Source organism: Nocardioides pantholopis (assembly GCF_003710085.1).
Taxonomy (GTDB): domain Bacteria; phylum Actinomycetota; class Actinomycetes; order Propionibacteriales; family Nocardioidaceae; genus Nocardioides; species Nocardioides pantholopis.
The window spans coordinates 452008-474493 of sequence record NZ_CP033324.1 but is presented as its reverse complement, the minus strand read 5'-3'; the positions used below and the strand labels follow the sequence as shown (position 1 = coordinate 474493).

Sequence of the window (22486 nt, the reverse complement as noted above, 5' to 3'; positions counted from 1 at the left end):
GCGGGTCGTCGAAACGGACGAGAGTGGTCGCTCAGCGGGTCTCGCGGTGCGCGGTGTGCGCGCGGCAGCGCGGGCAGAACTTCGCCAGCTCCAGACGGTCGGGGTCGTTGCGGCGGTTCTTCTTGGTGATGTAGTTGCGCTCCTTGCAGTCCACGCAGGCGAGCGTGATCTTGGGGCGAACGTCGGAGCTCTTGCTGGCCACGGAAAGTCCTTGAGGTCGAGAGTTGCTGCGGGTCCTGCTCGGTGGTCTGAGTAGCGGGGGCGGGACTCGAACCCGCGACACCACGATTATGAGCCGTGTGCTCTAACCACCTGAGCTACCCCGCCACACGGGCTGAGGCGTGCGGCCAGTGTATCGACGGCCACAACCCTCACCCAGAGCCCCTTTACGGAATCGAACCGTAGACCTTCTCCTTACCATGGAGACGCTCTGCCGACTGAGCTAAAGGGGCAACGACGCAGAACGATACACAGACCCTGACGGAACGAAAAATCGGGCCCCCACCGGGCGTTCTCAGCCCCGGAATGCGGCCTGGATCGAGGCGAACGGAGCGGCCTGCTCGAGCTCCAGCGCCAGCTCCAGCAGGGTCCCCTCGCGGCCGGCGCCGGCGGCCAGCATCATCCCCTGCGGCAGCCCGTCGGCGGCGGTCGCGAGCGGCAGCGAGAGCGCCGGGTCGCCGGTCACGTTGTGCCAGGGCGTGAACGCCACCCAGTCCTCCAGGCGGTCCAGGACCAGCTCCGCGTCCTGGGTCGGGTCGAGGTACCCCACCAGCGGCGTCGGCCCCGCCACGGTGGGCATCAGCGCCACGTCGTACCGCTCGTGGAAGGCGGCCGAGACCCGCCGGGCCCGCTTCAGCCGGCGGATCGCGCCGGGCACGCGGTGCAGCTGGCGGCGACCGCGACGGGCCAGCCCGAGCGTGAGCGCGTCCAGCCGGGTGGGGTCCCAGGTGGGTCCGTTGGTCCGCCGTCCGGTGCTGACCAGCATCGTCGCCAGGAAGGACCAGTAGAGCAGGAAGTCGTCGCGGAAGCCGGGCGTGGCCGGCATCGCGACCTCCTCGACCTGGTGGCCCAGGTCGGCGAGCAGCGCGGCGGTCTCCAGCGTGAGTTTCGCCACCTCCGGCGTCGCGGACCGGCCGGGTCCGGCCGTGTGAACCCCCACCCGCAGCCGGCGGCGGCCGGGCCCCTGCACGTCGCCGATCGGGGGCAGGTGCAGGGCCCGGTAGACCTTCTCGGCCTCCCGCAGGAACGCCGCCGTGTCGCGCACCGTCCGGGTCAGCACGCCGTCGGCGACGATCCGCACCGGCATCTCCCGGGTGAGCCGGTCCTGGGCGAGCCGGCCGCGGGTCGGCTTCAGCCCGACCAGCCCGTTGACCGACGCCGGGATCCGGATCGAGCCTCCGCCGTCGTTGCCGTGCGCCAGCGGGACGGCCCCGGCCGCCACCAGCGCCGCCGAGCCGGCCGAGGACGCGCCCGCGATGTGCTCGGTCGACCAGGGCGAGCGCACCGGCCCCAGCCGGGGGTGCTCGGCGCTCGCGCTCAGGCCGTACTCGGAGAGCCGGGTCTTGCCCAGCGGCACCACGCCGGTGGCGAGGAGCATCCGCGCGAGGTCGCCGTCGCGGCGGCGCGGCGCGTCCACCCAGGCGTCGGTGCCGTGCTGGGTGGGCATGTTCGCGACGTCGACGTTGTCCTTGACGAACGTCGGCACGCCGGCGAAGTAGCCGCCGCGCGGGTGCCGCGCCTCGGCCCGCGCCCGGTCGTAGGCGACGTACGCGACCGCGTTGAGGCGGTCCTCGACGCTGGTGGTGCGGGCGATCGCGGCCTCCACCACCTCCGGGACCGAGACCCGGCGGGCGTGCAGCGCGGTGACGATCCCGACCGCGTCCAGGTCCCCGAGGGCGTCGTCGGTGAAGGCGTGCACGCGCGTCATGCCCACCAACCTAGGGGGCGGCCCGTGGCCCCGACGCCTACGGTGACGGGGTGAGCGCCACCAGCGAGCGCCGGGTCTTCGACGCGGCCGACCCCGACGTGAACGTCTACCGGCTGCTGACCGCGGTGGTGGTGCCCCGGCCGATCGCCTGGGTGTCCACGCTGTCGGGCGACGGGCGGGGCAACCTGGCCCCGCACTCGTTCTTCACTGTCGCCTGCGCCCGGCCGCCGGTCGTGCAGTTCACCTCGGTCGGCTCCAAGGACACCCTGCGCAACGCCCGGGAGACCGGGGAGTTCGTGGTCAACCTGGTGAGCCGCCCGCTGCTCGAGGCGGCGAACGGCACCAGCGCGCCGTTCGACCACGGGGTCGACGAGGCCGAGGCGCTCGGCGTGGAGATGGAGCCCAGCGAGCAGGTCCGCCCGCCGCGGGTGCGCCGCTCCCCCGCCTCCATCGAGTGCCGGCTGCACTCGACGATCGAGCTCGGCGACTCCACGCTGGTCCTGGGCGACGTCGTGGCGATCACCGTGCGCGCCGAGGCCCTCGAGGGCGACCACCCGGCGATCGCGGCCCTGGAGCCGGTCTCCCGGCTCGGCCGCGACGAGTGGGGGCTGCCCCCACAGGTGCTCCGGGTCCCCCGGCCCCGGCGCCCCGAGGACGTCACCGGACGTTGAGACCTCGCCGGTGGCACCCCACCAGGTGCGGGTCGAAGACGCCGATGGCCTCCATCAGCGCGTACATCGTGGTGGGGCCGACGTGGGCGAAGCCGCGCCGCTTCAGCTCCTTCGACAGCGCCAGCGACTCCGGCGAGGTGGTGGCCAGGTCCGCGGTGGTGTGCGGGACCGGAGCCGGCTGCGGGGCGTGGGCCAGCACCAGGCGCTCCAGCCCGCCGTCCGCGCGCAGCGCCACCGTCGCGCGGGCGTTGGTGACCGCGGCCTCCACCTTGCGGCGGTTGCGGACGATGCGCGCGTCGCCCATCAGCCGCTCGACGTCGTCCGGGCCGAAGGCGGCCACGGCGTCGGCGTCGAAGCCGTGGAAGACCTCGCGGAACGCCTCGCGCTTGTTCAGGATCGTCGACCACGACAGCCCGGACTGGAAGGCCTCCAGGGTGAGCCGCTCCAGGTACGCCGACTCGCCGTGCACGCGACACCCCCACTCGGTGTCGTGGTAGTCGCGCATCACTCCGGGTCCGCCGGCCCACGGGCAGCGGGCCAGGCCGTCCTCACCGACGACCGGGCCGGTCCCCGCCATCAGGAGCGTCCGCGCGGGCGCGGTGGTTGCTGCGGTGCGGCGCCGCGAGCGGCGACCTCGTCCTCGGGTGCTCGTCGGGCCATGGCCCATACATACCCGCTCCCCGGCGCGGGGCACTAGGTTCTGGGGGTCCAGTTCCGTCCCGGCGCGCCGAGGAGCACCATGTCCGCCCACGAGCCTCCCGCCAGTCCGCCCGACGGTCCCCGGCCGCCGTACGTCCCCGGCCCGCCGCCGGGTGGCTACGGCCCACCGCCGGGATACGGCCCGCCTCCGGGATACGGTCCGCCGCCCGGCGGGTACGGCCCGCCCCGTCCGGGGTCCCACTGGAACCTCGGCGACGCGCTCGGGTACGGCTGGGCGAAGTTCCAGGCGCACCTCGGCCACATCCTGCTGGCGGCGCTGGCGGTGCTGGTGACCGTGGCGATCGCGGTCGGCATCGCTGCCGTGCTCCAGACGGTGCTGCTGGACCAGGCGAGCGTGCGGTACGACGAGGACTCCGGCAGCTTCCGGACCACCGACGGATCGGGCCTGCTCGCCACCCTCCTCGTCACCGGCCTCACGGTCGTGATCGTGTTCCTCCTCGTCCAGATCGTCACCGCCGGCGTGATCCGGGGCGCGCTCGCGATCACCGAGGGCCGGCCCTTCCAGATCTCCGACGTCTTCCGACTGGACCAGATCGGCGCGGTGGTGGTCACCAGCCTGGTCATCTCCGTCGCCTCCGGCATCGGGACCGCGCTGTGCTACTTCCCCGGCCTCGCCGTCTCGTTCGTGACCAGCTACAGCCTGTACTTCGTGGTCGACAAGGGCCTGGGGCCGATCGAGGCGATCACCGCCAGCGTCACGCTGGTCAAGGACAACCTGGCCAACGCGCTGGTCTGGTACCTCGTCAGCGGCCTCATCGCCGCCAGCGGTGCCCTGCTGTGCGGCGTCGGCCTGCTGGTGACCGTGCCGGTCGTGCTCATCGGCACTGCCTACAGCTACCGGATGTTCACCGGCCAGCCGGTCGCCCCCTGACCTCCCGAGGCCGCAGCCGCCCCGGCGCCGGTGGCTACGGTGACGGGGTGTCGATCCCTGCTGCGCTCGCCGCCCTGCTCGCCGTTCCCGTTCCCACTCCCCCCGCGTCGTCCCCCACCGAGGCGGCCCTGGTCGGGTCGCTGCTCGTCGAGGACACCGGCCTTCCGGGCCTGGACCGCACCCTGGACGCGCCGCTGACCCTGGTCACCACCGGCGGTGCCGGCCAGGTCGCCGGGCCCGCGGCGTACGCCGCGCGGGAGGGGCTCGCGCTGGGCGCCCTGCGGGTCACCCTGCGCGACCTCGACGCCCCGGCCGCCAACGTCCGGCGGGTGCTCGCCGCGGTCGACGCGGCCCGCGCCGACGGGGCCCTGGCCGAGGACGTCCCCGTGCAGGTCGAGGTGCCGGACGTCGAGCCGTCGTACTCCTGGCTCGCGGCCGCGGACGAGATCGCGGGCGCCGAGCTGCACCTGGCGCTGCCGGCGCAGTCGCCGGCGCTGGCCCGCTGGGTCGACGTCGCGCTGGACCGGGAGACCCCGTTCGCGTGCACCCGCGGCACCGGCCGGGCCCTGGCCGCCGCCGGGGCGCCCGGCGCCCTGGGCCTCCTCGCCGCCACGGTCCTGGCCTTCGACGGTGCCGGTTCCGGCGCGGTCGGCGCGGCACTGGCCGCCACCGACCCGACCGCCCTCCCGGACCTCGACGAGCTGGCGCGCGCCCGTCGGTGGCTCACGGCGGTCGACGCGCCGGGGACGGCCGCGGCCGCCGCCGACCTGCGCGACCTCGGGATGCTCGCGTGAGCACGCCGGGGAGCCGGTACGGCGGGTTCGGCCTCGACCACCTGCCGTACGGCGTCTTCTCGGTCGCCGGCGGCGAGCGCCGGGTCGGGGTCCGGTTGGGCGACACAGTGCTCGACCTGCATGCGCTCACCGGGCGGGCGGAGTTCGCGGCGCCCACGCTCAACGTCTTCCTCGCGCTGGGCCCGGAGGTGTGGCGCCAGACCCGTGAGCAGGTCGCCGCCCTGGCCGCCGACGCCGAGGGGATCGAGCTGGCCGACGCCACCCTGCACCTGCCGTTCGAGGTGGCCGACTACGTCGACTTCTACGCCTCCGAGCACCACGCCGCGAACGTCGGCCGGATCCTGCGTCCCGGCCAGGAGCCGCTCGCCCCGAACTGGCGGCACCTGCCGGTCGGCTACCACGGCCGCGCCGGGACCGTCGTGGCCTCCGGCACGCCCGTGGTGCGGCCCGCGGGGCAGCGCCGCGACCCGGGCGCCGAGGCACCCGTGCACGGCCCCACCCGGCAGCTGGACCTCGAGGCCGAGCTCGGGTTCGTCGTGGGCGTGCCGTCCCCGCCGGGGGTGCCGGTGCCGTACGCCGCCTTCAGCGAGCACGTCTTCGGCGTGGTCGGCCTCAACGACTGGTCCGCGCGCGACATCCAGGCCTGGGAGAGCCGGCCGCTGGGCCCGTTCCTCGGCAAGTCCTTCGCGACCAGCATCGCGGCCTGGGTGACCCCGCTGGCCGCACTGGATGCCGCCTGGTGCGACCTGCCGCCCCAGCAGCCCCGCCCGCTGGACTACCTCGGGCCCGGGCACGTGCGGGGGCTCGACGTCGCGGTCGAGGTCGAGGTCGACGGCGAGGTCCTGAGCCGGCCCCGGTTCCGCGACATGTACTGGTCGCCGGCCCAGCTGCTGGCCCAGCTCACCGCCAACGGGGCCGCGCTGCGCACCGGCGACCTGTTCGGGTCCGGCACCATCAGCGGGCCGGCCCCCGACCAGCTCGGCTGCCTGCTGGAGCTGTACGCCGGGGAGCGCTTCCTCGCCGACGGCGCCCGGGTCGTGCTGCGCTACTCCGCGCCCGGCACCTCCGGCGCCCCGATCACGCTCGGCGAGGTCTCGGGCGTGGTCCGCCCGGCCTGAGCAACCGCCGGGGATCCACCGCGAGCGGCGACCCGCGCCCGTAGCCTGCACGGATGCACCTCCAGCTCGGCCAGCACCCCGCGCCCACCCATGCCGTCGCCCACCTCAGCGACCCGCACCTGCTCACCGACGGGGCACGCCAGTACGGCGTGGTCGACACCGAGGCCGGACTGCAGTGCGCCCTGGCCCGGCTGCGGCACGTCCACCCGGCGCCCCAGGTGCTGGTCTTCACCGGCGACCTGGCCGACCGCGCCGAGCCCGCGGCGTACGCCCGCCTGCGGGCGATCGTCGAGCCGGTGGCCGCCGAGCTGGGGGCCCAGACGGTCTGGGTGATGGGCAACCACGACGAGCGGCCGGCGTTCTCCGCGAGCCTGTACGGCACGGCGTCCCAGGAGCCCCAGGACCGCGTGCACGATGTCGACGGGCTGCGGGTCGTCGCCCTGGACACCAGCGTCCCGGGCTACCACCACGGCGACCTCACCGACGCCCAGCTGACCTGGCTCGCCGAGGTGCTGGCGACCCCCGCCGAGCACGGCACGGTGCTGGCGATGCACCACCCGCCGATCCCGGTCCCGATGCTGCGCGCCGGGGAGCTGATCGAGCTCGCGGACCAGGAGCGGCTCGCCGAGGTCGTGCGCGGCACCGACGTGCGGGCGATCCTGGGCGGGCACTTCCACTTCTCGTCGTACTCGACCTTCGCAGGCATCCCGGTCTCGGTGGCCTCGGCCAGCTGCTACACCTCGGACCCGGCTCCGGTGGACCGGTTCGTCTCCGGCGTCGACGGCCACCAGGCGTTCACGATGATGCACGTCTACGCCGACCGGGTCGTGCACACGGTGGTCCCGCTGGCCCCGGCCCCGAGCTCACCGGCTATCCGAGCGACGCGGCGGCGCAGCTGGCGACGCTGAGCCCCGAGGAGCGCCGCGAGCTGCTCTCCCGCAAGGACTCGGACTTCAACGCCACCTACGAGAACCACGAGCCGCGGGCCAGCCCGACTGTGTAGTCCCGCGCCGGCTCGGCGCGCCACGGGCTCCTCGGCGCGACGAACTGGCGTGCAGTCGTTTAAACTCTCCTTTGTCTTGTTTTCTTATTGATAAAGGTTGGTGGATCATGGGCGCTTCCGCGAACGGATCGGCACGGCCCGGGCGACCCACTGTCGCGATCGTCGGCGCCGGCGCCGCCGGGTCCCTGACCGCCCTGCACCTGGCCCGGACCGCCGCCCGTCGCAGCAGCGGCCTCGATCTGGTCCTGATCGACCCGGCCGAGCGCTGTGCCCGCGGGGTCGCGTTCGGCACCAGCGAGGACCAGCACCTGCTCAACGTCCCCGCCTCCGGCATGAGCGCCCTGCCCGAGGACCCCGGCCACTTCGTGGCCTGGCGGCACCGGGAGGACCCCGCGCAGCCCGCCGAGCCCTACGTGTTCGCGCCCCGCCGCCAGTGGGGGCGCTACCTCGACGACACCCTCGAGGACGCCCTGCGCAACGCCCTGGGCGAGGTCTCGGTGCGGCACCTGCGCACCGAGGCGCTCGGGATCCGGCGTACGGCGGACGGGGCGGCGGTCCGCACCGCCGCCGGCGAGGAGATCGCCGCCGACGCCGTCGTGGTCGCGCCCGGGCTCCCCGAGGCCGGTCACGCCTGGGCGCCGGACTCGCTGGCTGCCTCTCCGTTCTTCGTCCCCGACCCCTGGGCGCCCGGCGCCCTCGAGGTCATCCGGCGGGACCGGGTCGGGCCCGCGGACGTGCTCCTGGTCGGCACCGGGCTGACGATGGTCGACGTCGCGTTCTCGGTCACCGACCCCCGCAACCGGTCCGACCGGACCGTGCACGCAACCTCGCGCAACGGCCGCCTGCCCCAGGCGCACGCCACCCAGCTGCAGCTGGCCGCGATCCCGGACATCTCCGACTGGGGCGGGACGCTCGAGGAGATCCGCGCCGAGGTGCACCGCCACGTCGCCGAGGTGCTGGCCAGCGCCGGCGACTGGCGCCCGGCGCTGGACGGGCTGCGCTTCCGCGTGCAGGAGCTGTGGAGCCGGCTCGGCGAGGCGGACCGGGTGGCGTTCCTGGCCCGGGACGCCGGCACCTGGGGGGTGCACCGGCACCGGATGCCGCCCTCGAGCGCGGCGAGGATCGCCACCCTGCGCGACCAGGGCCGGCTTCAGGTCGGAGCCGCGACGGTGGTGGCCGCCGAGCCGCTGCCGGCCGGCGGGCTGCGGGTCACCCTCTCCGACGGCTCCGAGCGCGAGGTCGGCTGGGTGGTCAACTGCACCGGGCCGCAGACCGATGTCCGCCGGCTCGACAACCCCGTGCTCGACGACCTGCTGCGCGGACGCGGAGGCGCGGCGCTGGCCACCCCCGCCACCGCCGGCCTCGGCCTGCGCACCCGCGAGGGCCGACTGATCGCCGCCGACGGCAGCACCGACGCCCCGCTGTGGACGCTGGGCGCCATGCGCCGCGGCGACCTGTGGGAGAGCACCGCGATCCCCGAGATCCGCGCCCAGGCCGCGGCGCTGTCGCGCTCGGTGCTGGACGCCGTCGCGCCGCTCCCCCGCCGGCTCGCCGACGGCCGTCTGGTCGGTGGCCACCACCCGGTCGCCCGGCCGCGGGACCCGCTGGGCCTGCCGCTGTCGACGACCACCGACGCCGCCGCGGCGTACAACGCGGGGCTGGAGCGGGTGATGCGGCTCCAGGACGGCGCCGAGGGGCTGCTGCGCCGGGCGACCGAGCTGGACCCCGGCTTCGCGCTGGCCCACGCGGCCCTGGCGATGCTCGGCCACGAGGCCGGCGCCGACGCCGACGTCCATGCCTCCCTCACCGCTGCCCGCGACGCGGCGCGGGAGCGGGGCGACGAGCGGGAGCGGAGCCTGGTCTCGGTCGTGGACCAGCGGGTCCAGGACGTCCGGCGGGCGGGCGCGGACGCGCTGATGCGCCACATCGCCGCCCACCCGCGCGACGTGCTCGCGGTCTCCGCCGCCGTCCCGACGATCGCGTTCTCGGGGGTCACCGACGTCCAGCAGGAGGCCTGGGACCTGGTCGAGGGCCTGGCCCCGGCGTACGGCGACCACTGGTGGTACATCTCGCTGCTCGCCTTCACCCGCCAGGACCAGGGCCGCTTCGAGGAGGCCGGGCTGCTCGCCGAGAGCGCCCTGTCCTGCGAGCCGTCCTCGGGCCACGCCGTGCACGCCCAGACCCACGTCCTGTACGAGACCGGGCAGCACGAGACCGGCCGGGTCTGGCTGGACCACTGGGTCACCGAGAGCGGCCGCTCGGCCAGCCACGCCGCCCACTTCTCCTGGCACGCCGCCCTGCACGAGCTGGCCATCGGCGACACCGAGGCGGTGCGCCGGCGCTACTACTCCCAGCTGGCAGCGCCGGCCGTCACCGGCGTGCGGGCCCTCATCGACTCTGCCTCGCTGCTGTGGCGCTGGCGGGTCACGACGACCGACTGGGACGGCGCGATCGAGCGCGGGCTGCCGACGGCAGCGGGCGGCGCGTTCGCCGGGGAGATGTCTCCCCCGCCGGTCGAGCCGGTGCTCGCGGCCGTCGACGCCGGGCTGCTGACCCGCCCGGAGACCCCGTTCGTGGCCCTGCACGCGGCGATCGCGCTGGCCGCGGCCGGCGACCTGCCCCGGCTCGCCGGTCTGGCCCGGCACTGCCGCAGCTCCTCGGACGCCGTGGTCCGCGGCACCGTCGCCGCCGTGTGCGACGCGCTGGCGGCGGCCGTCGAGGGGCGCTGGGCCGAGGCCGCGGCCCTGCTGACCGACCTGCTCCCGGCGCTGGTGCGGGTGGGGGGCTCCGCGGCCCAGCGCGAGGTGATCGAGGAGACGCTGCTGCTGTGCCGGGTCAACGCCGGCGACGCCCCCGGGGCGCTGGCGCTCCTGGACCAGCGCCTGGACCGCCGGCCCTCCCCGCTCGACCGGCGCCGGCTCACCTCGCTGGCGCCGCGACCCCCGGTCGGCGTGCCCGGCTGAGGGAGGGCCCGCCCGGGGTCAGGAGGCCGCGCGGCAGGGCGTGGGCGGCCGCAGCACGGCCTCGGGGTCGACCTGGACGGCGTACACGCCGAGGTCGGCGAGCATGGCCCGCAGCCCGGACAGGCTCAGCGCCAGGTGCGGCTGGCCGACGCCCAGGGCGCGCTCCAGGGCCGCTGCCGACCCGAACGCCAGGCCCGTGCGTACGCCGTCCGGTCGGCGGCACAGCACCAGGGTGGTCGCACCGGAAACGTTGAGCCGCACCGGGACGAACACGGTGTCGCGATGTTGAGAGCCATTCACGTGCACCACCCTGTCGGGGCGGCGCGGCCCCCGGTAGTGGCCGGGCCGTCAAGATCGCGGCGTACGCCGTCAGGGTGCCGTCAAGGTTGCGTGAGCGCCCTTCCAGGGGCGGCTGCGGGCCGCGCAGCATCGACCCGTGACCGACTCCGACCTGCACTGCCTGCTCAGCTCCACCACCCGCGCCTTCGAGAAGACCCTGCGCGCCGTGCTCGACGGCGACAAGCCGGCAGCACGCCAGGTGCTGCGCGGCTCCGCCGGTCGACGCCGGGCGCGCGCCGCCGCCAGCGACGCGGTGCGGACCAAGGTCTGGGTGCCGGTGCCGCTGCTGGTCGAGCAGCTGCAGTTCGTCGCCGACCTCGGCCGGGTCGGGGACCTCGTCGACCAGCTCGCGCGGCACGTGGTCGGCGGCGGTGACTCGACGCCGCTCAGCCCCGCCCGGCGCATGGAGGTCACCGTGCTCCTCGATGCGGGCCGGCGCCGGCTGCGCCAGCTCGACGACGGCCCCGTCGCCGCCGGGCTGGAGCCCGGCTACCGCAGCTGCGGCGACGACATCCGCGAGGTCGCCCACCGCTGCTCGCGCGACCGCTCGGCGACCCTGGCCCTCTGCTCGGCCCTCGCCGCCACGTTGCTGCACGCCTCGCGGCACGCGACCCGGGCTGCCTGAGGCGGCCCCCGAAACCCAGAGCGCCCCCGGTCCTGAGGACCGGGGGCGCTTGCTGTGGCAGGTGAAGGATTCGAACCTTCGAAGGTATACACCGACGGATTTACAGTCCGCTCCCATTGGCCGCTCGGGCAACCTGCCTGGGCTGGCTGCCGCGCCGGCTTGGCCGGGCGACAACGAGACGAAAGAATAGCGCAGCCGCAACCGCAGAGAAAAAACGCCGGCGCATCGTCTCGTGGAGGCGTACGCCGGCCCGATGGAGGAGCACCAATCATGGCCGACTCGTCGTTCGACATCGTCAGCAAGCTCGACCGCCAGGAGGTCGACAACGCGCTGGGGCAGACCGCGCGCGAGATCGCCACCCGGTTCGACTTCAAGGGCACCGGCGCCACCATCGAGTGGGCCGGCGACGAGGCGATCGAGATCACCGCGTCCGCGGACGACCGCGCGCGTGCGGTCCTCGACGTCTTCCAGGGCAAGCTCGTCAAGCGCGACGTCAGCCTCAAGGTGCTCGACGCCGGCGAGCCGCGCCAGTCGGGGCAGCAGAGCAAGGTCACCATCGCCCTCAAGGAGGGCATCAAGACCGAGGACGCCAAGAAGATCTCGAAGCTGATCCGCGACGAGGGCCCCAAGGGCGTCAAGGCCCAGATCCAGGGCGACGAGCTGCGGGTCTCCTCGAAGAAGCGCGACGACCTCCAGGCCGTCCAGGCCCTGGTCCGCTCCCAGGACTACGACTTCGCGGTCCAGTTCACCAACTACCGCTGAGGGACAGAAGACCGCCCGCCTGAGGAGGGGTGCAGTCTCCTCAGGCGGGCGGCCGGTCGGGGGCCGTCTCAGACGACGGCGGCGGTGGCCCCGGCCTGGGTGGCGGCGGGGATCGTGATCGCCCCGTCCGCGGGGGTCAGCCAGACCTGCTGGCCCTCCTCGAGACCGAGCTGGCGCACGTGGGTGCGGGTCAGCACGACCGTGACGTCGTGCTCCTCGGTCGCGACGGTGGCGCGCACCTCGAAGCCGATCCGCAGCAGCCGCTTCACGGTGCCGGGGATCGCGGCGCCGCCGGTCGGGACCTGCGAGACCTCGATGTCGTGCGGGCGCAGCTGGATCGAGCCCAGCGTCGTCACCTCGCCGAGGAAGCCCATCACGAAGTCGTTCGCGGGCGCGTCGTAGAGCTGGTCGGGGGTGCCGATCTGCTCCACCCGGCCCTCGTTGATGACGACGATCTCGTCGGAGACCTCCATGGCCTCCTCCTGGTCGTGGGTCACGAAGACAGTGGTCACGTGCACCTCGTCGTGGAGCCGGCGCAGCCAGTCGCGCAGCTCCTTGCGGACCTTCGCGTCCAGGGCCCCGAACGGCTCGTCGAGCAGCAGCACCGTCGGCTCGACGGCCAGGGCCCGCGCCAGCGCCATGCGCTGGCGCTGACCGCCGGAGAGCTGGGCGGGCAGCCGGTGGGCGAACTGGGAGAGGTGGACCAGCTCCAGCAGCTCCGCCACCCGCGCCGCTACCTCCGGCTTGGGCCGCTTGCGGATCTCCAGGCCGAACGCGACGTTCTTCGCCACGGACATGTGCTTGAACGCCGCGTAGTGCTGGAAGACGAAGCCGACGTTGCGCTTCTGGGGCGGCAGCCGGGTGGCGTCCACCCCCTCGATCTCGATGCTGCCGGTGTCGGCCGACTCCAGGCCGGCGATGATCCGCAGCAGGGTGGACTTGCCGCCACCACTCGGGCCGAGCAGGGCGGTCAGCTGACCGCGGGGGATCGAGACGTCGACGTCGTCGAGCGCGACGAAGTCGCCGAACCGCTTGCTCACCCCCTTGACTTCGATGCTCATGAGCTCAGGAACCTTTCGGAGTGCGGGCCGGAGGACCGGGCGAGGCGGATCGGGCCGCTCATCGCCGGTGCTCCTTGGGGCGGATGATCGCGACGATCACGATGCAGGCGACGGAGACCATCGCGAGCAGGAAGGCGACTGCATAGGCGCCCTGCTGGTCGAAGTTGAGGTACTTCTCCTCGACCACCAGCGTCGCCGTGCGGGTCTGGCCCAGGACGTTGCCGGAGACGACCTTGACCGCGCCGAACTCGCCCAGGGACCGGGCCAGGCTCAGCACGACGCCGTACACGACCGCCCACTTGATCGAGGGCAGCGTGATCCGCCAGAACGTCTGCAGGGCGCTGGCGCCCAGGCTGCGGGCCGCCTGCTCCTGCTCGATCCCGATCTCCTCGAGCACCGGGACCACCTCGCGGATCACCAGGGGCAGCGCCACGAACGAGGTCGCCATGATGATCCCCGGCGTGGCGAAGATGACCTGCAGGCCCGCGTTCTCGAGCGAGGGCCCGAACCAGCCGTCCCGCCCGCCGTAGACGAGCACCAGCGAGACGCCGACCACGATCGGGGACACCGAGAGCGGCAGGTCGATCAGCGCGCTGAGGATCCGCTTGCCGGGGAAGGTGTAGCGCACCAGCAGCAGCGAGACGCCGACGCCGAAGACCGTGTTGATCACGACCGCGCAGACCGCGACCAGCACGGTCAGCCGCACCGCGGTGACCACGTCGGGGTCCTCGAGGACCGCCTGGATCGAGTCGAACCCGTCCTCGAAGGTGTTGGTCACGACCAGCGCGACCGGCCAGGCGACCAGCAGCACCAGGTAGGCCACGACGATCAGCCGGAGCAGGTAGGTCAGCGGCCCCTTGCGTCGCCGTGCCGTACGGCGTGGGGCGGGCGCCGGCGCGGCCGGGCGCTCGAGGGTCTGGGCGCTAGCCACGGGAGGCCACCTTCCGCTGGATCACGTCGAGCGTCACGATCACGGCCAGCGAGATCACCAGCAGCACCGTCGCGACCGAGGCCGCGCCGGCGAGGTTGTTGTTCTCGACGCTGCCCAGGATCCGCACCGAGACCACCTCGGTCTGGAACGGCAGGTTCCCCGAGAGCAGCACCAGCGCGCCGTACTCGCTCACCCCGCGGGCGAACGACAGCGCGGCGCCGGCGGCGATCGCCGGCGCCAGGCTCGGCAGGATGACGCGGCGGAACGTCGTGGCCCGGCTCGCGCCGAGCGAGGCGGCGGCGTCCTCGACGTCCTTCTCCATCTCCTCCAGGACCGGCTGCACCGTGCGCACCACGAAGGGCAGCGTCACGAACAGGTAGGCCAGGAAGACCGAGCTCCGCTGGTTGGCCACGTCGAACCCGAGCGGGCTGTCGGTGCCGTAGAGCGAGAGCAGGACCAGGCCCGCCACGATCGTCGGCAGCGCGAACGGGATGTCGATGAGCACCTCGAGGGCGGCCTTGCCGGGAAACCGGTCGCGGACCAGCACCCAGGCGATGAGCGTCCCCATGACGACGTTCACCGCCGTGACGGCGGCAGCTGTGAACACCGTCAGCCGGATCGCGGCGGCAGTCTGGTCGTTGGTGATCGTGGTCCAGAAGGCACCCCATCCCCCCTCGGCCGCGGTGACGACGACCGCGCACAGGGGGATCAGGACCAGCAGGCTGAACCAGATCATGGCGACGCCCAGCCCGATGCCGGACGCCGTGGTCAGGTTGGTGGGTGCGGCCGACCGGCGAGGTCGTCTCCTCGCCGGTCGGGCACCGCTGAGCTGATTCGTGGTCATCTCGCCACGGAGGGGGTGGAGGTGGTCACTCGGCCTTGCCGGAAGCGGCAATGGCCTGGGTGATGATGCCGTTCTCCTCGTCGAAGAACTTCGTGGACAGCGCGTCCCAGTCCCCGAAGTCCTTCTCGACGGTGAGCAGGTTCGGCACGGCCGGGAACGGCTCGCTCGGGTCGGTCGCGCCCTCGACGGTGCCGCCGTAGTCCACGTCGTCGCGGATCGGACGGAAGCCGGTCAGCGCGAACTGGCGCTGGCCCTCGTCACTGAGGACGAACTCCAGCCAGTCCTCGGCCGCCGGGGTGGCCTTCTCGAGGATCGCGCCCGGGTTCTCGATGAGCAGGGTGGTCTCCGGGATGATGTACTCGAAGCCCTCGCCCTTCTGGGCGGCCAGGATCGCCTCGTTCTCGTAGGCCATCAGCACGTCGCCGGTGCCACCGAGGAAGCTGGTGGTGGCGTCGCGGCCGCTGCCGGGCAGCGAGACGACGTTGGCGAAGAACTTCTCCACGTACTCCTGGGCGTCGGCCTCGCTGCCGCCCTCGGCGACGACCTGCCCGTACGCCGCGAGCGCGTTCCAGCGGGCCGCGCCGGAGGAGGCGGGGTTCGGGGTGACGATCTCGACGCCGGGCTTGACCAGGTCGGCCCAGGTCTCGATGTTCTTCGGGTTGCCCTCGCGGACCCCGAAGACCACCACGGACCGGGAGACGATGCCCTTGCTCTCCCCCGCGTCCCAGTCGTCGGCGACCAGGCCGGCGTCGACGAGGCGGGTGACGTCGCTGGCCACCGAGAAGTGGACGTAGTCGGCATCCAGGCCGCTCTCGACGGCGCGGCTCTGGTCGCCGGAGGCGCCGTACGACGTCTGGAACGCGACGTCCTTGCCGGCGTCGGTCTGGGTGAACTCCTCGGCGATCGCCTTGTTGGCCTCCTCGGGGACCGCGAAGCCGACGATGCTGATCGTCTCGGAGTCGCTGCCCTCCGAGTCCCCGCCGCAGGCGGCCAGGCCCAGGGCGAGCGTGCCTGCGGCCAGTCCGGCCGCCAGTGTCTTGAGCTTGCGATTCATGCCGTGCACCCTTCGTTCGCCCGGTTGGTCAACCTGGGCAGATTACTTATGTCGGTCAGACTAGTGCACTTAAGCGACGAATGTGGGACCGATCGCCAGATGGACGTGTCGGTCCAGACCGGAGTGGCGCTCGCCACGCATCCCAGACCGGGAGACGAGTGCTCTCCGGCGAGCCGGCGAACTATCGTGGGGAACGCCGCGCCGTACCAGAAACGCGGGATCGTATATTCGATACGACATACCCCTAGTACGATCGTGCGGAGGTCCGCAGCCGCACGTGGCGTCGGGGAGACCAAGACAGCAAGAGGGAAGTGGCGCGAGGGTGTCCAGCCAGACCACGAAGCAGGTCAAGCAGCTCGATCGGGTGATCATCCGGTTCGCGGGTGACTCCGGTGATGGGATGCAGCTGACCGGTGACCGGTTCACGCAGGAGTCCGCGTCGTTCGGCAACGACTTGGCGACGCTGCCGAATTTCCCGGCCGAGATCCGGGCGCCTCAGGGCACGATCCCGGGGGTCTCCTCGTTCCAGGTGCACTTCGCCGATCACGACATCCTGACCCCCGGTGATGCTCCCGACGTGCTGGTCGCGATGAACCCGGCGGCGTTGAAGGCGAACCTGATGGACCTGCCCAAGGGTGCGACTATCATCGTGGACACCCACGACTTCACCGCCCGGAACCTGACCAAGGCCGGCTACGACACCAACCCGCTCGAGGACGAGTCTCCCGACGGGCCGCTGGCCGACTTCGCGGTGCACCGGGTCGACCTGACCGGGATGACGGTCGCGGCGGTCAAGGAGTTCGGGCTCTCCCGCAAGGACGCCGCGCGGGCGAAGAACATGTTCGCGCTGGGCCTGTTGTCGTGGATGTACGGGCGGCCCACCGAGTCCACGACCGCGTTCTTGACCAAGCGGTTCGCGAAGGTTCCCGCGATCCGGGACGCGAACCTGACCGCGTTCAAGGCCGGCTGGTACTTCGGAGAGACCACCGAGGCGTTCGCGGTCTCCTATGAGATCAAGCCGGCCCCGGTCACCGCGGGCACCTACCGCAACATCACCGGCAACCTCGCCCTGGCCTACGGGCTGGTCGCGGCCGGGGTCCAGTCCGGGCTCCCGGTGTTCTTGGGCACCTACCCGATCACGCCGGCCTCCGACATCCTCCACGAGCTGTCCAAGCACAAGTCGTTCGGGATCATGACCTTCCAGGCCGAGGACGAGATCGCCGGCATCGGTGCCGCGATCGGGGCCTCGTTCGGTGGCGCGCTGGGCGTGACCTCGACCTCGGGGCCCGGGGTGGCGCTGAAGTCCGAGGCCCTGGGCCTGGCGGTGATGACCGAGCTGCCGCTGCTGGTGGTCAACGTCCAGCGCGGCGGCCCCTCCACCGGGCTGCCCACCAAGACCGAGCAGTCCGACCTGCTCCAGGCCATGTTCGGCCGCAACGGCGAGGCCCCGGTCCCGATCGTGGCCCCCCAGTCGCCCGGGGACTGCTTCTCCGCCGCGGTCGAGGCCGCCCGGATCGCGATCACCTACCGCACCCCGGTGCTGCTGCTCTCCGACGGCTACCTCGCCAACGGCTCGGAGCCCTGGGCGATCCCCGACGTGGCCGACCTGCCGGTCATCGACCCCAACTTCGCCACCGAGCACAACCACACCAAGGCCGACGGAACCACCGAGTTCTGGCCCTACCTGCGCGACGAGGACACCCTGGCCCGCCCCTGGGCCGTGCCCGGCACCCCGGGCCTGGAGAACCGGATCGGTGGCCTGGAGAAGGGCGACGGACACGGCAACATCTCCTACGACCCCGCCAACCACGAGCTGATGGTCCGGACCCGGCAGGCCAAGATCGACAGAATCGCCGACTCCCTGCCCCCGCTGCAGGTCGACGACCCCTCCGGACAGGCCAAGGTCCTCGCGATCGGCTGGGGCTCCACCTACGGCCCCATCGGCGCCGGCGTACGCCGAGTCCGCAAGGCCGGCTTCAACGTCGCCCAGGTCCACCTGCGCCACCTCAACCCGTTCCCCAAGGACCTCGGCGAGATCCTCGCCCGCTACGACAAGGTCCTGGTCCCCGAGATGAACCTCGGCCAGCTCTCCAAGCTCCTGCGCGCCGAGTACCTCGTCGACGCCATCGGCTACAACCGCGTCAACGGCCTCCCGCTCAAGGCCGCCGAGCTCGCCGAAGCCATCGCCGACCTCGTCGGCCAGGCCGAGGGCCGCACCGTCGACCTCACCAACACCGACACCGACGACACCGACGTCACTCCCCTCAGCACCGGCACCGACACCGCGGAGGCACTCTCGTGACCGCCCAGCCCACCGATCTCCCCCAGCCGACCCTGCGCTCGGGCACCGATCTGGTCCCGACCACCGATGCCCCGCAGACCGGCAAGGACTTCACCTCCGACCAGGAGGTCCGCTGGTGCCCCGGCTGCGGGGACTACGCAGTGCTCAAGGCCGTCCAGGGCTTCCTGCCCGGCCTCGGGCTGCGCCGGGAGAACATCGTGTTCGTCTCCGGGATCGGCTGCTCCAGCCGGTTCCCCTACTACCTCGACACCTACGGGATGCACTCCATCCACGGCCGCGCCCCCGCGATCGCGACCGGGCTGGCCACCAGCCGCGAGGACCTCTCGGTCTGGGTCATCACCGGCGACGGCGACGCGCTCTCCATCGGCGGCAACCACCTCATCCACGCCCTGCGCCGCAACGTGAACATGACCATCCTGCTGTTCAACAACCGCATCTACGGCCTCACCAAGGGCCAGTACTCCCCCACCAGCGAGGCCGGCAAGGTCACCAAGTCCACCCCCATGGGCTCGGTCGACCACCCCTTCAACCCCGTCTCCCTGGCCCTGGGCGCCGAGGGCACCTTCGTGGCCCGCACCATCGATTCGGACCGCAAGCACCTCACCTCGGTACTCTCCGCGGCCGCCGCCCACCGCGGCACCAGCCTGGTCGAGATCTACCAGAACTGCCCGATCTTCAACGACGGCGCCTTCGACGCCATCAAGAACCCCGACACCAAGGCCGACGCGATCATCCCGCTCGTCCACGGCGAGCCGATCCGCTTCGGCAACCCCGACGAGAGCGGCGCCGGGTCCAAGGGCCTGATCCGCGACCCCGCCACCGGCGGCGTCACCGTCGCCGAGGTCGCCGAGGTCGGCACCGACGCGATCCTGGTCCACAACGCCACCAACCCCGACCCCTCCACCGCGTTCGCGATCTCCCGCCTCACCGAGATGGGCTACCTCAACCAGACCCCCATCGGCATCTTCCGCCAGGTCGAACGCCCCACCTACGACGACCAGGCCCGCACCCAGGTCAACACCGCCACCACCGACGCCACCGGCGACCCCACCGACCGCCTCACCGCCCTCCTCGGCAGCGGCGACACCTGGACCGTCGTCTGAGCCGACCCGACGAACCGCGCTAGACCACGCAGGGCCCCCGCCGACCGGCGGGGGCCTTCTGCTGTCCGGAGCGGTCCGGACCTGATGGAGTTCGACAGCACCCCGCCCGTCGCCCCGGCGCAGCGGCCTGACCTCCGGAGGAACTGTGAACCGACGCATCGCGAGCACCGTGGCCGTGGTGGCGGGCCTGGCCCTCACGGCCGGCGCCGGGGCCGGCCCCGCGGCGGCTGAGCCCGCCGGGACCACCACCGCGGCGTACGCCGACCAGCGCACCGCCGAGGCCGCCACCCGCCGACCCGACGACCGCACCGACCACCTCGAGGAGCGCCGCCGGGCCCTGCGGGAGCGGGCCAGCGAGCTCGTGGCCCGCGGCAAGGCCGCGGTCCAGCGACGCGGCTCCTCACGCTCGGTGCGCGTCGCCCCCGGGCAGTGGGTCGAGCACGGCGTCCAGGACACCTCGCAGCTGCTGTCGTTCCTCGTCGAGTTCGGCGACCAGACCGACCCGCGCTTCCCCGACGCCCCCGCCGGGCCGCTGCACAACGAGATCCCGGAGCCCACGAAGCTGGACAACAGCAGCTACTGGGTCGAGGACTTCGACCGCGAGCACTACCGCGACATGCTCTTCGACGGCCTGCGTGCGCAGCGCGGGGAGTCGATGCGCGACCTGTACCGGGAGATGTCCAGCGGCCGCTTCGACCTGCGCGGCGACGTCAGCGACTGGGTGCAGGTCCCGTTCCACGAGGCCAGCTACGGCACCACCGAGACCCTCGAGGACCTCACCCGCTACATCGGCGACACCGCGACCGCCTGGTACGACGCGCAGGTGGCCGCCGGCCGGACGCCGGCCCAGATCCGGACCTACTTGGAGCGGTTCGACGCCTGGGACCGCTACGACCACGACGGCGACGGCGTCTTCGCCGAGCCGGACGGCTACGTCGACCACTTCCAGGCCATCCACGCCGGCCCCGGCGAGGAGAGCGGCGCCCCGCCGTGGACGATCGGCTCGCACCGCTCGGCGGCGAACCCGACCGGCACCGACGGTCCCGAGGCAGCGCCGTTCGGCGGCGTGCAGATCGGCGAGACCGGCATCTGGATCCGGGAGTACACGACCGAGCCGGAGAACGGCGCGCTCGGCGTCTTCGCCCACGAGTTCGGCCACGACCTCGGGCTGGCCGACTACTACGACACCCTCGGCGCCGAGAACGGCACCGGCTTCTGGAACCTGATGAGCCACGGCTCCTGGCTCAACCACGGCACCGACACCATCGGCACCACGCCCAGCCACCTCGGCGCCCACGAGAAGCTCCAGCTCGGGTGGCTCGACCACACGGTCGTCGCCGCCGGGGACTCCGCCACCGTCGACCTCGGGCCGGCCTTCCACGCCACGAAGAAGTCCCAGGCGGTGCTGGTCGAGCTGCCGCCCGGCACCGAGCAGACCGACGTCGGCCCGGCGGCCTCGGGCCGCCGCCAGCTCTACTCCGGCGCCGGCGACAACCGCACCGCCACCGTCACCAGCCCCGCGTTCACGGTCCCGAGCGGCGGCGAGCTCACCGCCCGGGCCAGCTACGAGATCGAGGCCGGCTACGACTGGGCCTACGTGGAGGTCTCCGCCGACGACGGCGCGACCTGGACCGCCCTGGAGACCGACCGGTCCGAGCCCGGCGACCCCCGCCACGGCATCACCGGCAGCACCGACGGCGCCTGGGTCGGGCTCACCGCCGACCTCGCGGCGTACGCCGGCCGCTCGGTGCGGGTGCGCTTCCGGACGGTCACCGACCAGGCGCTGCACCTGCTCGGCCTCCGGGTCGACGACATCGCCGTCACCGGGGACCCGGGGACCGTGCTCGCCACCGACGTCGAGGACGGCGCCCCGGGGTGGACCCGCGACGGCTTCGTGGTCGTCACCGACGGGCAGCACGAGACGACGTACTCGCACTACTACCTGGCCGAGAACCGGGTCTACGGCGGCTACGACGTGGCGCTGCGCGAGGGGCCGCTGCACTTCCCGTACTGGACGCCGGAGAGGTACAACACCGTGCAGCGCTTCCCCTACCAGGACGGCCTGCTGGTCTGGTACGTCAACGGCCGCTACGCCGACAACAACACCAGCCAGCACCCCGGGGGCGGCGCGGCCCTGCCGGTCGACGCGATGCCGCAGCCGCTGACCTGGTCCGACGGCCGGGTCGCGCGGAACCGGATCCAGACCTCCGACGCCACCTTCGGGCTCGGGCTGACGACGCCCTGGACGCTCACCGAGCAGGGCTGGCCGGACGGCACGTCCACGCTGCGGGCCCGCACCCGGGTGCAGCCGTCGGTCTTCGACGACAGCGATCCCGAGCGCTACTGGGACCCCGCGAACCCGACCCACAGCACGCTGGTCGCCGGCAGCGGCACCCGGATCCGGGTGCTGAGCCGGAACCCGGTCCACGGCACGATGCGGGTCCGGGTGAACTGAGCACCTATCCTCCTGAGGTGTCCGACCCCCGCCGTGGCCTCCTGCTCGGCGCGGCGGCGTACGTCATGTGGGGGGCCTTCCCGCTCTACTTCCCGCTCCTCGAGCCCGCCGGGGCCGTCGAGATCCTGGCGCACCGGGTGCTGTGGTCGGCGGTCACGATGGGCCTGCTGGTCGTGGCGCTGCGCCGCACCGCGCGGTTCCGGGCGCTCGCCGGGGACCGGCGGCTGCTCGGCCTGCTCACGCTGGCAGCGGCCCTGATCAGCGTCAACTGGGGCGTCTACATCTGGGGCGTCAACAACGGCCGCGTGGTGGAGGCCTCGCTGGGCTACTTCATCAACCCGCTGGTCACGGTCCTGATCGGCGTGCTGCTGCTCGGCGAGCGGCTGCGCCCGCTGCAGTGGGGGCGATGGGGGTGGCCGGTGCGGCGGTCGGGGTGCTGACCTGGGACTACGGCCGGCTGCCGTGGGTGGCGCTGGTCCTGGCGCTGTCCTTCGGCACCTACGGGCTGCTGAAGAAGACAGCCAACGCCGGCGCCATCGAGAGCCTGGCCCTGGAGACCGCTGTGCTCGGGCCGGTCGCGGCGGCGTACGTCGGCTGGCTGATGCTGACCGGCGGCTCCAGCTTCGGCACCGAGGGCATCGGCCACTCGCTGCTGTTCCTCACCCTCGGCGTCGTCACCGCGGCGCCGCTGATCTGCTTCGGCGCGGCCGCCACCCGGGTCACGATGGTGAGCCTCGGGCTGCTGCAGTACATCACCCCGGTGCTGCAGTTCGCCGTCGGCGTGTTCCTGCTGGGCGAGGACATGCCGCCCGGGCGCTGGGCCGGCTTCGCGCTGGTCTGGATCGCGCTGATGGTGTTCACGGTCGAGGCCCTGAGCCACCACCGGCGCCAGCTGCGGCTGATCGCCCAGGCCAGCACGGCGGCGTAGCCGCCGGGCCGCTGG

The 22486-nt window shown here is 73.1% G+C and carries 21 protein-coding genes and 3 tRNA genes; 13 read left to right on the top strand and 11 right to left on the bottom strand.

Annotation, left to right across the window (positions count from 1 at the left end; all coding sequences use genetic code 11):
• Nucleotides 1–31: 31 nt before the first annotated feature.
• The 4 genes from rpmG to EBO35_RS02180 all read right to left on the bottom strand — a co-directional run bounded on the left by rpmG (nucleotide 32) and on the right by EBO35_RS02180 (nucleotide 1927).
• The gene (gene rpmG, locus EBO35_RS02195; RefSeq protein ID WP_122816273.1) at nucleotides 32–202 is read right to left on the bottom strand and encodes a 50S ribosomal protein L33; all 171 of its coding nucleotides are present in this window, start codon (nucleotides 200–202) and stop codon (nucleotides 32–34) included.
• Between the two features lie 51 nt (nucleotides 203–253).
• A tRNA-Met gene (locus tag EBO35_RS02190) sits at nucleotides 254–327 on the bottom strand.
• A gap of 52 nt (nucleotides 328–379) precedes the next feature.
• Nucleotides 380–452, bottom strand: a tRNA-Thr gene (locus EBO35_RS02185).
• 62 nt (nucleotides 453–514) lie between these two features.
• The gene (locus EBO35_RS02180; RefSeq protein WP_122816272.1) at nucleotides 515–1927 is read right to left on the bottom strand and encodes an amidase; all 1413 of its coding nucleotides are present in this window, start codon (nucleotides 1925–1927) and stop codon (nucleotides 515–517) included.
• Between the two features lie 50 nt (nucleotides 1928–1977).
• Between EBO35_RS02180 and EBO35_RS02175 the strand changes: the two genes are divergently transcribed.
• Complete coding sequence (locus EBO35_RS02175; protein WP_122816271.1) at nucleotides 1978–2598, top strand: flavin reductase family protein; 621 nt, start codon at nucleotides 1978–1980, stop codon at nucleotides 2596–2598.
• Here the strand turns inward: EBO35_RS02175 and EBO35_RS02170 are convergent.
• On the bottom strand, nucleotides 2585–3175 hold the full coding sequence (locus tag EBO35_RS02170; protein WP_122816270.1) for a DNA-3-methyladenine glycosylase I: 591 nt from the start codon (nucleotides 3173–3175) through the stop codon (nucleotides 2585–2587). The two genes, EBO35_RS02175 and EBO35_RS02170, sit on opposite strands and share 14 nt — an antisense overlap.
• Before the next feature lie 162 nt (nucleotides 3176–3337).
• Here EBO35_RS02170 and EBO35_RS02160 point away from each other — a divergent pair, with 162 nt between their 5' ends.
• The 5 genes from EBO35_RS02160 (at nucleotide 3338) to EBO35_RS20130 (ending at nucleotide 10067) form a co-directional block, all read left to right on the top strand.
• On the top strand, nucleotides 3338–4189 hold the full coding sequence (locus EBO35_RS02160; RefSeq protein ID WP_164477762.1) for a hypothetical protein: 852 nt from the start codon (nucleotides 3338–3340) through the stop codon (nucleotides 4187–4189).
• Nucleotides 4190–4236: 47 nt separating this feature from the next.
• Entirely contained in the window at nucleotides 4237–4983 is a 747-nt protein-coding gene (locus tag EBO35_RS02155) for a hypothetical protein (RefSeq protein WP_122816267.1), read from the top strand.
• Nucleotides 4980–6101: a fumarylacetoacetate hydrolase family protein gene (locus EBO35_RS02150; RefSeq protein WP_122816266.1), complete on the top strand. Its 1122-nt coding sequence runs from the start codon at nucleotides 4980–4982 to the stop codon at nucleotides 6099–6101. Before EBO35_RS02155 ends, EBO35_RS02150 begins: the two co-directional genes overlap by 4 nt.
• A gap of 53 nt (nucleotides 6102–6154) precedes the next feature.
• Entirely contained in the window at nucleotides 6155–7009 is an 855-nt protein-coding gene (locus EBO35_RS02145) for a metallophosphoesterase (RefSeq protein ID WP_241153821.1), read from the top strand.
• Between the two features lie 202 nt (nucleotides 7010–7211).
• Nucleotides 7212–10067 (top strand): FAD/NAD(P)-binding protein, encoded by a 2856-nt coding sequence (locus EBO35_RS20130; protein ID WP_122816265.1) that lies wholly within the window; start codon nucleotides 7212–7214, stop codon nucleotides 10065–10067.
• Nucleotides 10068–10085: 18 nt separating this feature from the next.
• On the opposite strand, the gene EBO35_RS02135 is transcribed toward EBO35_RS20130, so the two are convergent.
• Nucleotides 10086–10367 carry an SAV_915 family protein gene (locus tag EBO35_RS02135; protein ID WP_164477761.1) on the bottom strand — a complete coding sequence of 94 codons (282 nt, stop codon included), beginning with the start codon at nucleotides 10365–10367 and terminating at the stop codon, nucleotides 10086–10088.
• 136 nt (nucleotides 10368–10503) lie between these two features.
• On the opposite strand from EBO35_RS02135, the gene EBO35_RS02130 reads away from it, so the two are divergent.
• On the top strand, nucleotides 10504–11031 hold the full coding sequence (locus EBO35_RS02130; RefSeq protein WP_122816263.1) for a hypothetical protein: 528 nt from the start codon (nucleotides 10504–10506) through the stop codon (nucleotides 11029–11031).
• Between the two features lie 55 nt (nucleotides 11032–11086).
• Here the strand turns inward: EBO35_RS02130 and EBO35_RS02125 are convergent.
• Nucleotides 11087–11169 (bottom strand) — tRNA-Tyr (locus EBO35_RS02125).
• 132 nt (nucleotides 11170–11301) lie between these two features.
• Here EBO35_RS02125 and EBO35_RS02120 point away from each other — a divergent pair.
• Nucleotides 11302–11793 (top strand): YajQ family cyclic di-GMP-binding protein, encoded by a 492-nt coding sequence (locus tag EBO35_RS02120; protein WP_164477760.1) that lies wholly within the window; start codon nucleotides 11302–11304, stop codon nucleotides 11791–11793.
• Nucleotides 11794–11861: 68 nt separating this feature from the next.
• Here EBO35_RS02120 and EBO35_RS02115 read toward each other — a convergent pair whose 3' ends face one another.
• From EBO35_RS02115 to EBO35_RS02100, 4 genes are read right to left on the bottom strand one after another with little or no spacing between them, the layout of a single operon-like run.
• Nucleotides 11862–12854: a sulfate/molybdate ABC transporter ATP-binding protein gene (locus EBO35_RS02115; RefSeq protein ID WP_122816262.1), complete on the bottom strand. Its 993-nt coding sequence runs from the start codon at nucleotides 12852–12854 to the stop codon at nucleotides 11862–11864.
• Between the two features lie 58 nt (nucleotides 12855–12912).
• Nucleotides 12913–13785 (bottom strand): sulfate ABC transporter permease, encoded by an 873-nt coding sequence (locus EBO35_RS02110; protein WP_317983516.1) that lies wholly within the window; start codon nucleotides 13783–13785, stop codon nucleotides 12913–12915.
• On the bottom strand, nucleotides 13778–14629 hold the full coding sequence (gene cysT, locus EBO35_RS02105; protein WP_122816261.1) for a sulfate ABC transporter permease subunit CysT: 852 nt from the start codon (nucleotides 14627–14629) through the stop codon (nucleotides 13778–13780). Before cysT ends, EBO35_RS02110 begins: the two co-directional genes overlap by 8 nt.
• Before the next feature lie 25 nt (nucleotides 14630–14654).
• Entirely contained in the window at nucleotides 14655–15683 is a 1029-nt protein-coding gene (locus EBO35_RS02100) for a sulfate ABC transporter substrate-binding protein (RefSeq protein WP_122816260.1), read from the bottom strand.
• A 322-nt stretch (nucleotides 15684–16005) separates the two neighbouring features.
• Between EBO35_RS02100 and EBO35_RS02095 the strand changes: the two genes are divergently transcribed.
• From EBO35_RS02095 to EBO35_RS19820, 5 genes are all read left to right on the top strand, one after another.
• Nucleotides 16006–17985, top strand: coding sequence for a 2-oxoacid:acceptor oxidoreductase subunit alpha (locus EBO35_RS02095; RefSeq protein ID WP_122816259.1), 1980 nt, complete (start codon nucleotides 16006–16008; stop codon nucleotides 17983–17985).
• Nucleotides 17982–19088, top strand: coding sequence for a 2-oxoacid:ferredoxin oxidoreductase subunit beta (locus EBO35_RS02090; RefSeq protein WP_396954379.1), 1107 nt, complete (start codon nucleotides 17982–17984; stop codon nucleotides 19086–19088). The genes EBO35_RS02095 and EBO35_RS02090 overlap by 4 nt, the downstream gene beginning before the upstream one ends.
• A 145-nt stretch (nucleotides 19089–19233) precedes the next feature.
• Nucleotides 19234–21543, top strand: a complete 2310-nt coding sequence (locus tag EBO35_RS02085; protein ID WP_122816258.1) for an immune inhibitor A domain-containing protein — start codon at nucleotides 19234–19236, stop codon at nucleotides 21541–21543.
• Between the two features lie 17 nt (nucleotides 21544–21560).
• Nucleotides 21561–21983, top strand: coding sequence for an EamA family transporter (locus EBO35_RS19825; RefSeq protein WP_241153820.1), 423 nt, complete (start codon nucleotides 21561–21563; stop codon nucleotides 21981–21983).
• A complete protein-coding gene (locus EBO35_RS19820) occupies nucleotides 21950–22471 on the top strand; it encodes an EamA family transporter (RefSeq protein ID WP_241153819.1) in 522 nt (173 codons plus the stop codon). The genes EBO35_RS19825 and EBO35_RS19820 overlap by 34 nt, the downstream gene beginning before the upstream one ends.
• Nucleotides 22472–22486: the final 15 nt, after the last annotated feature.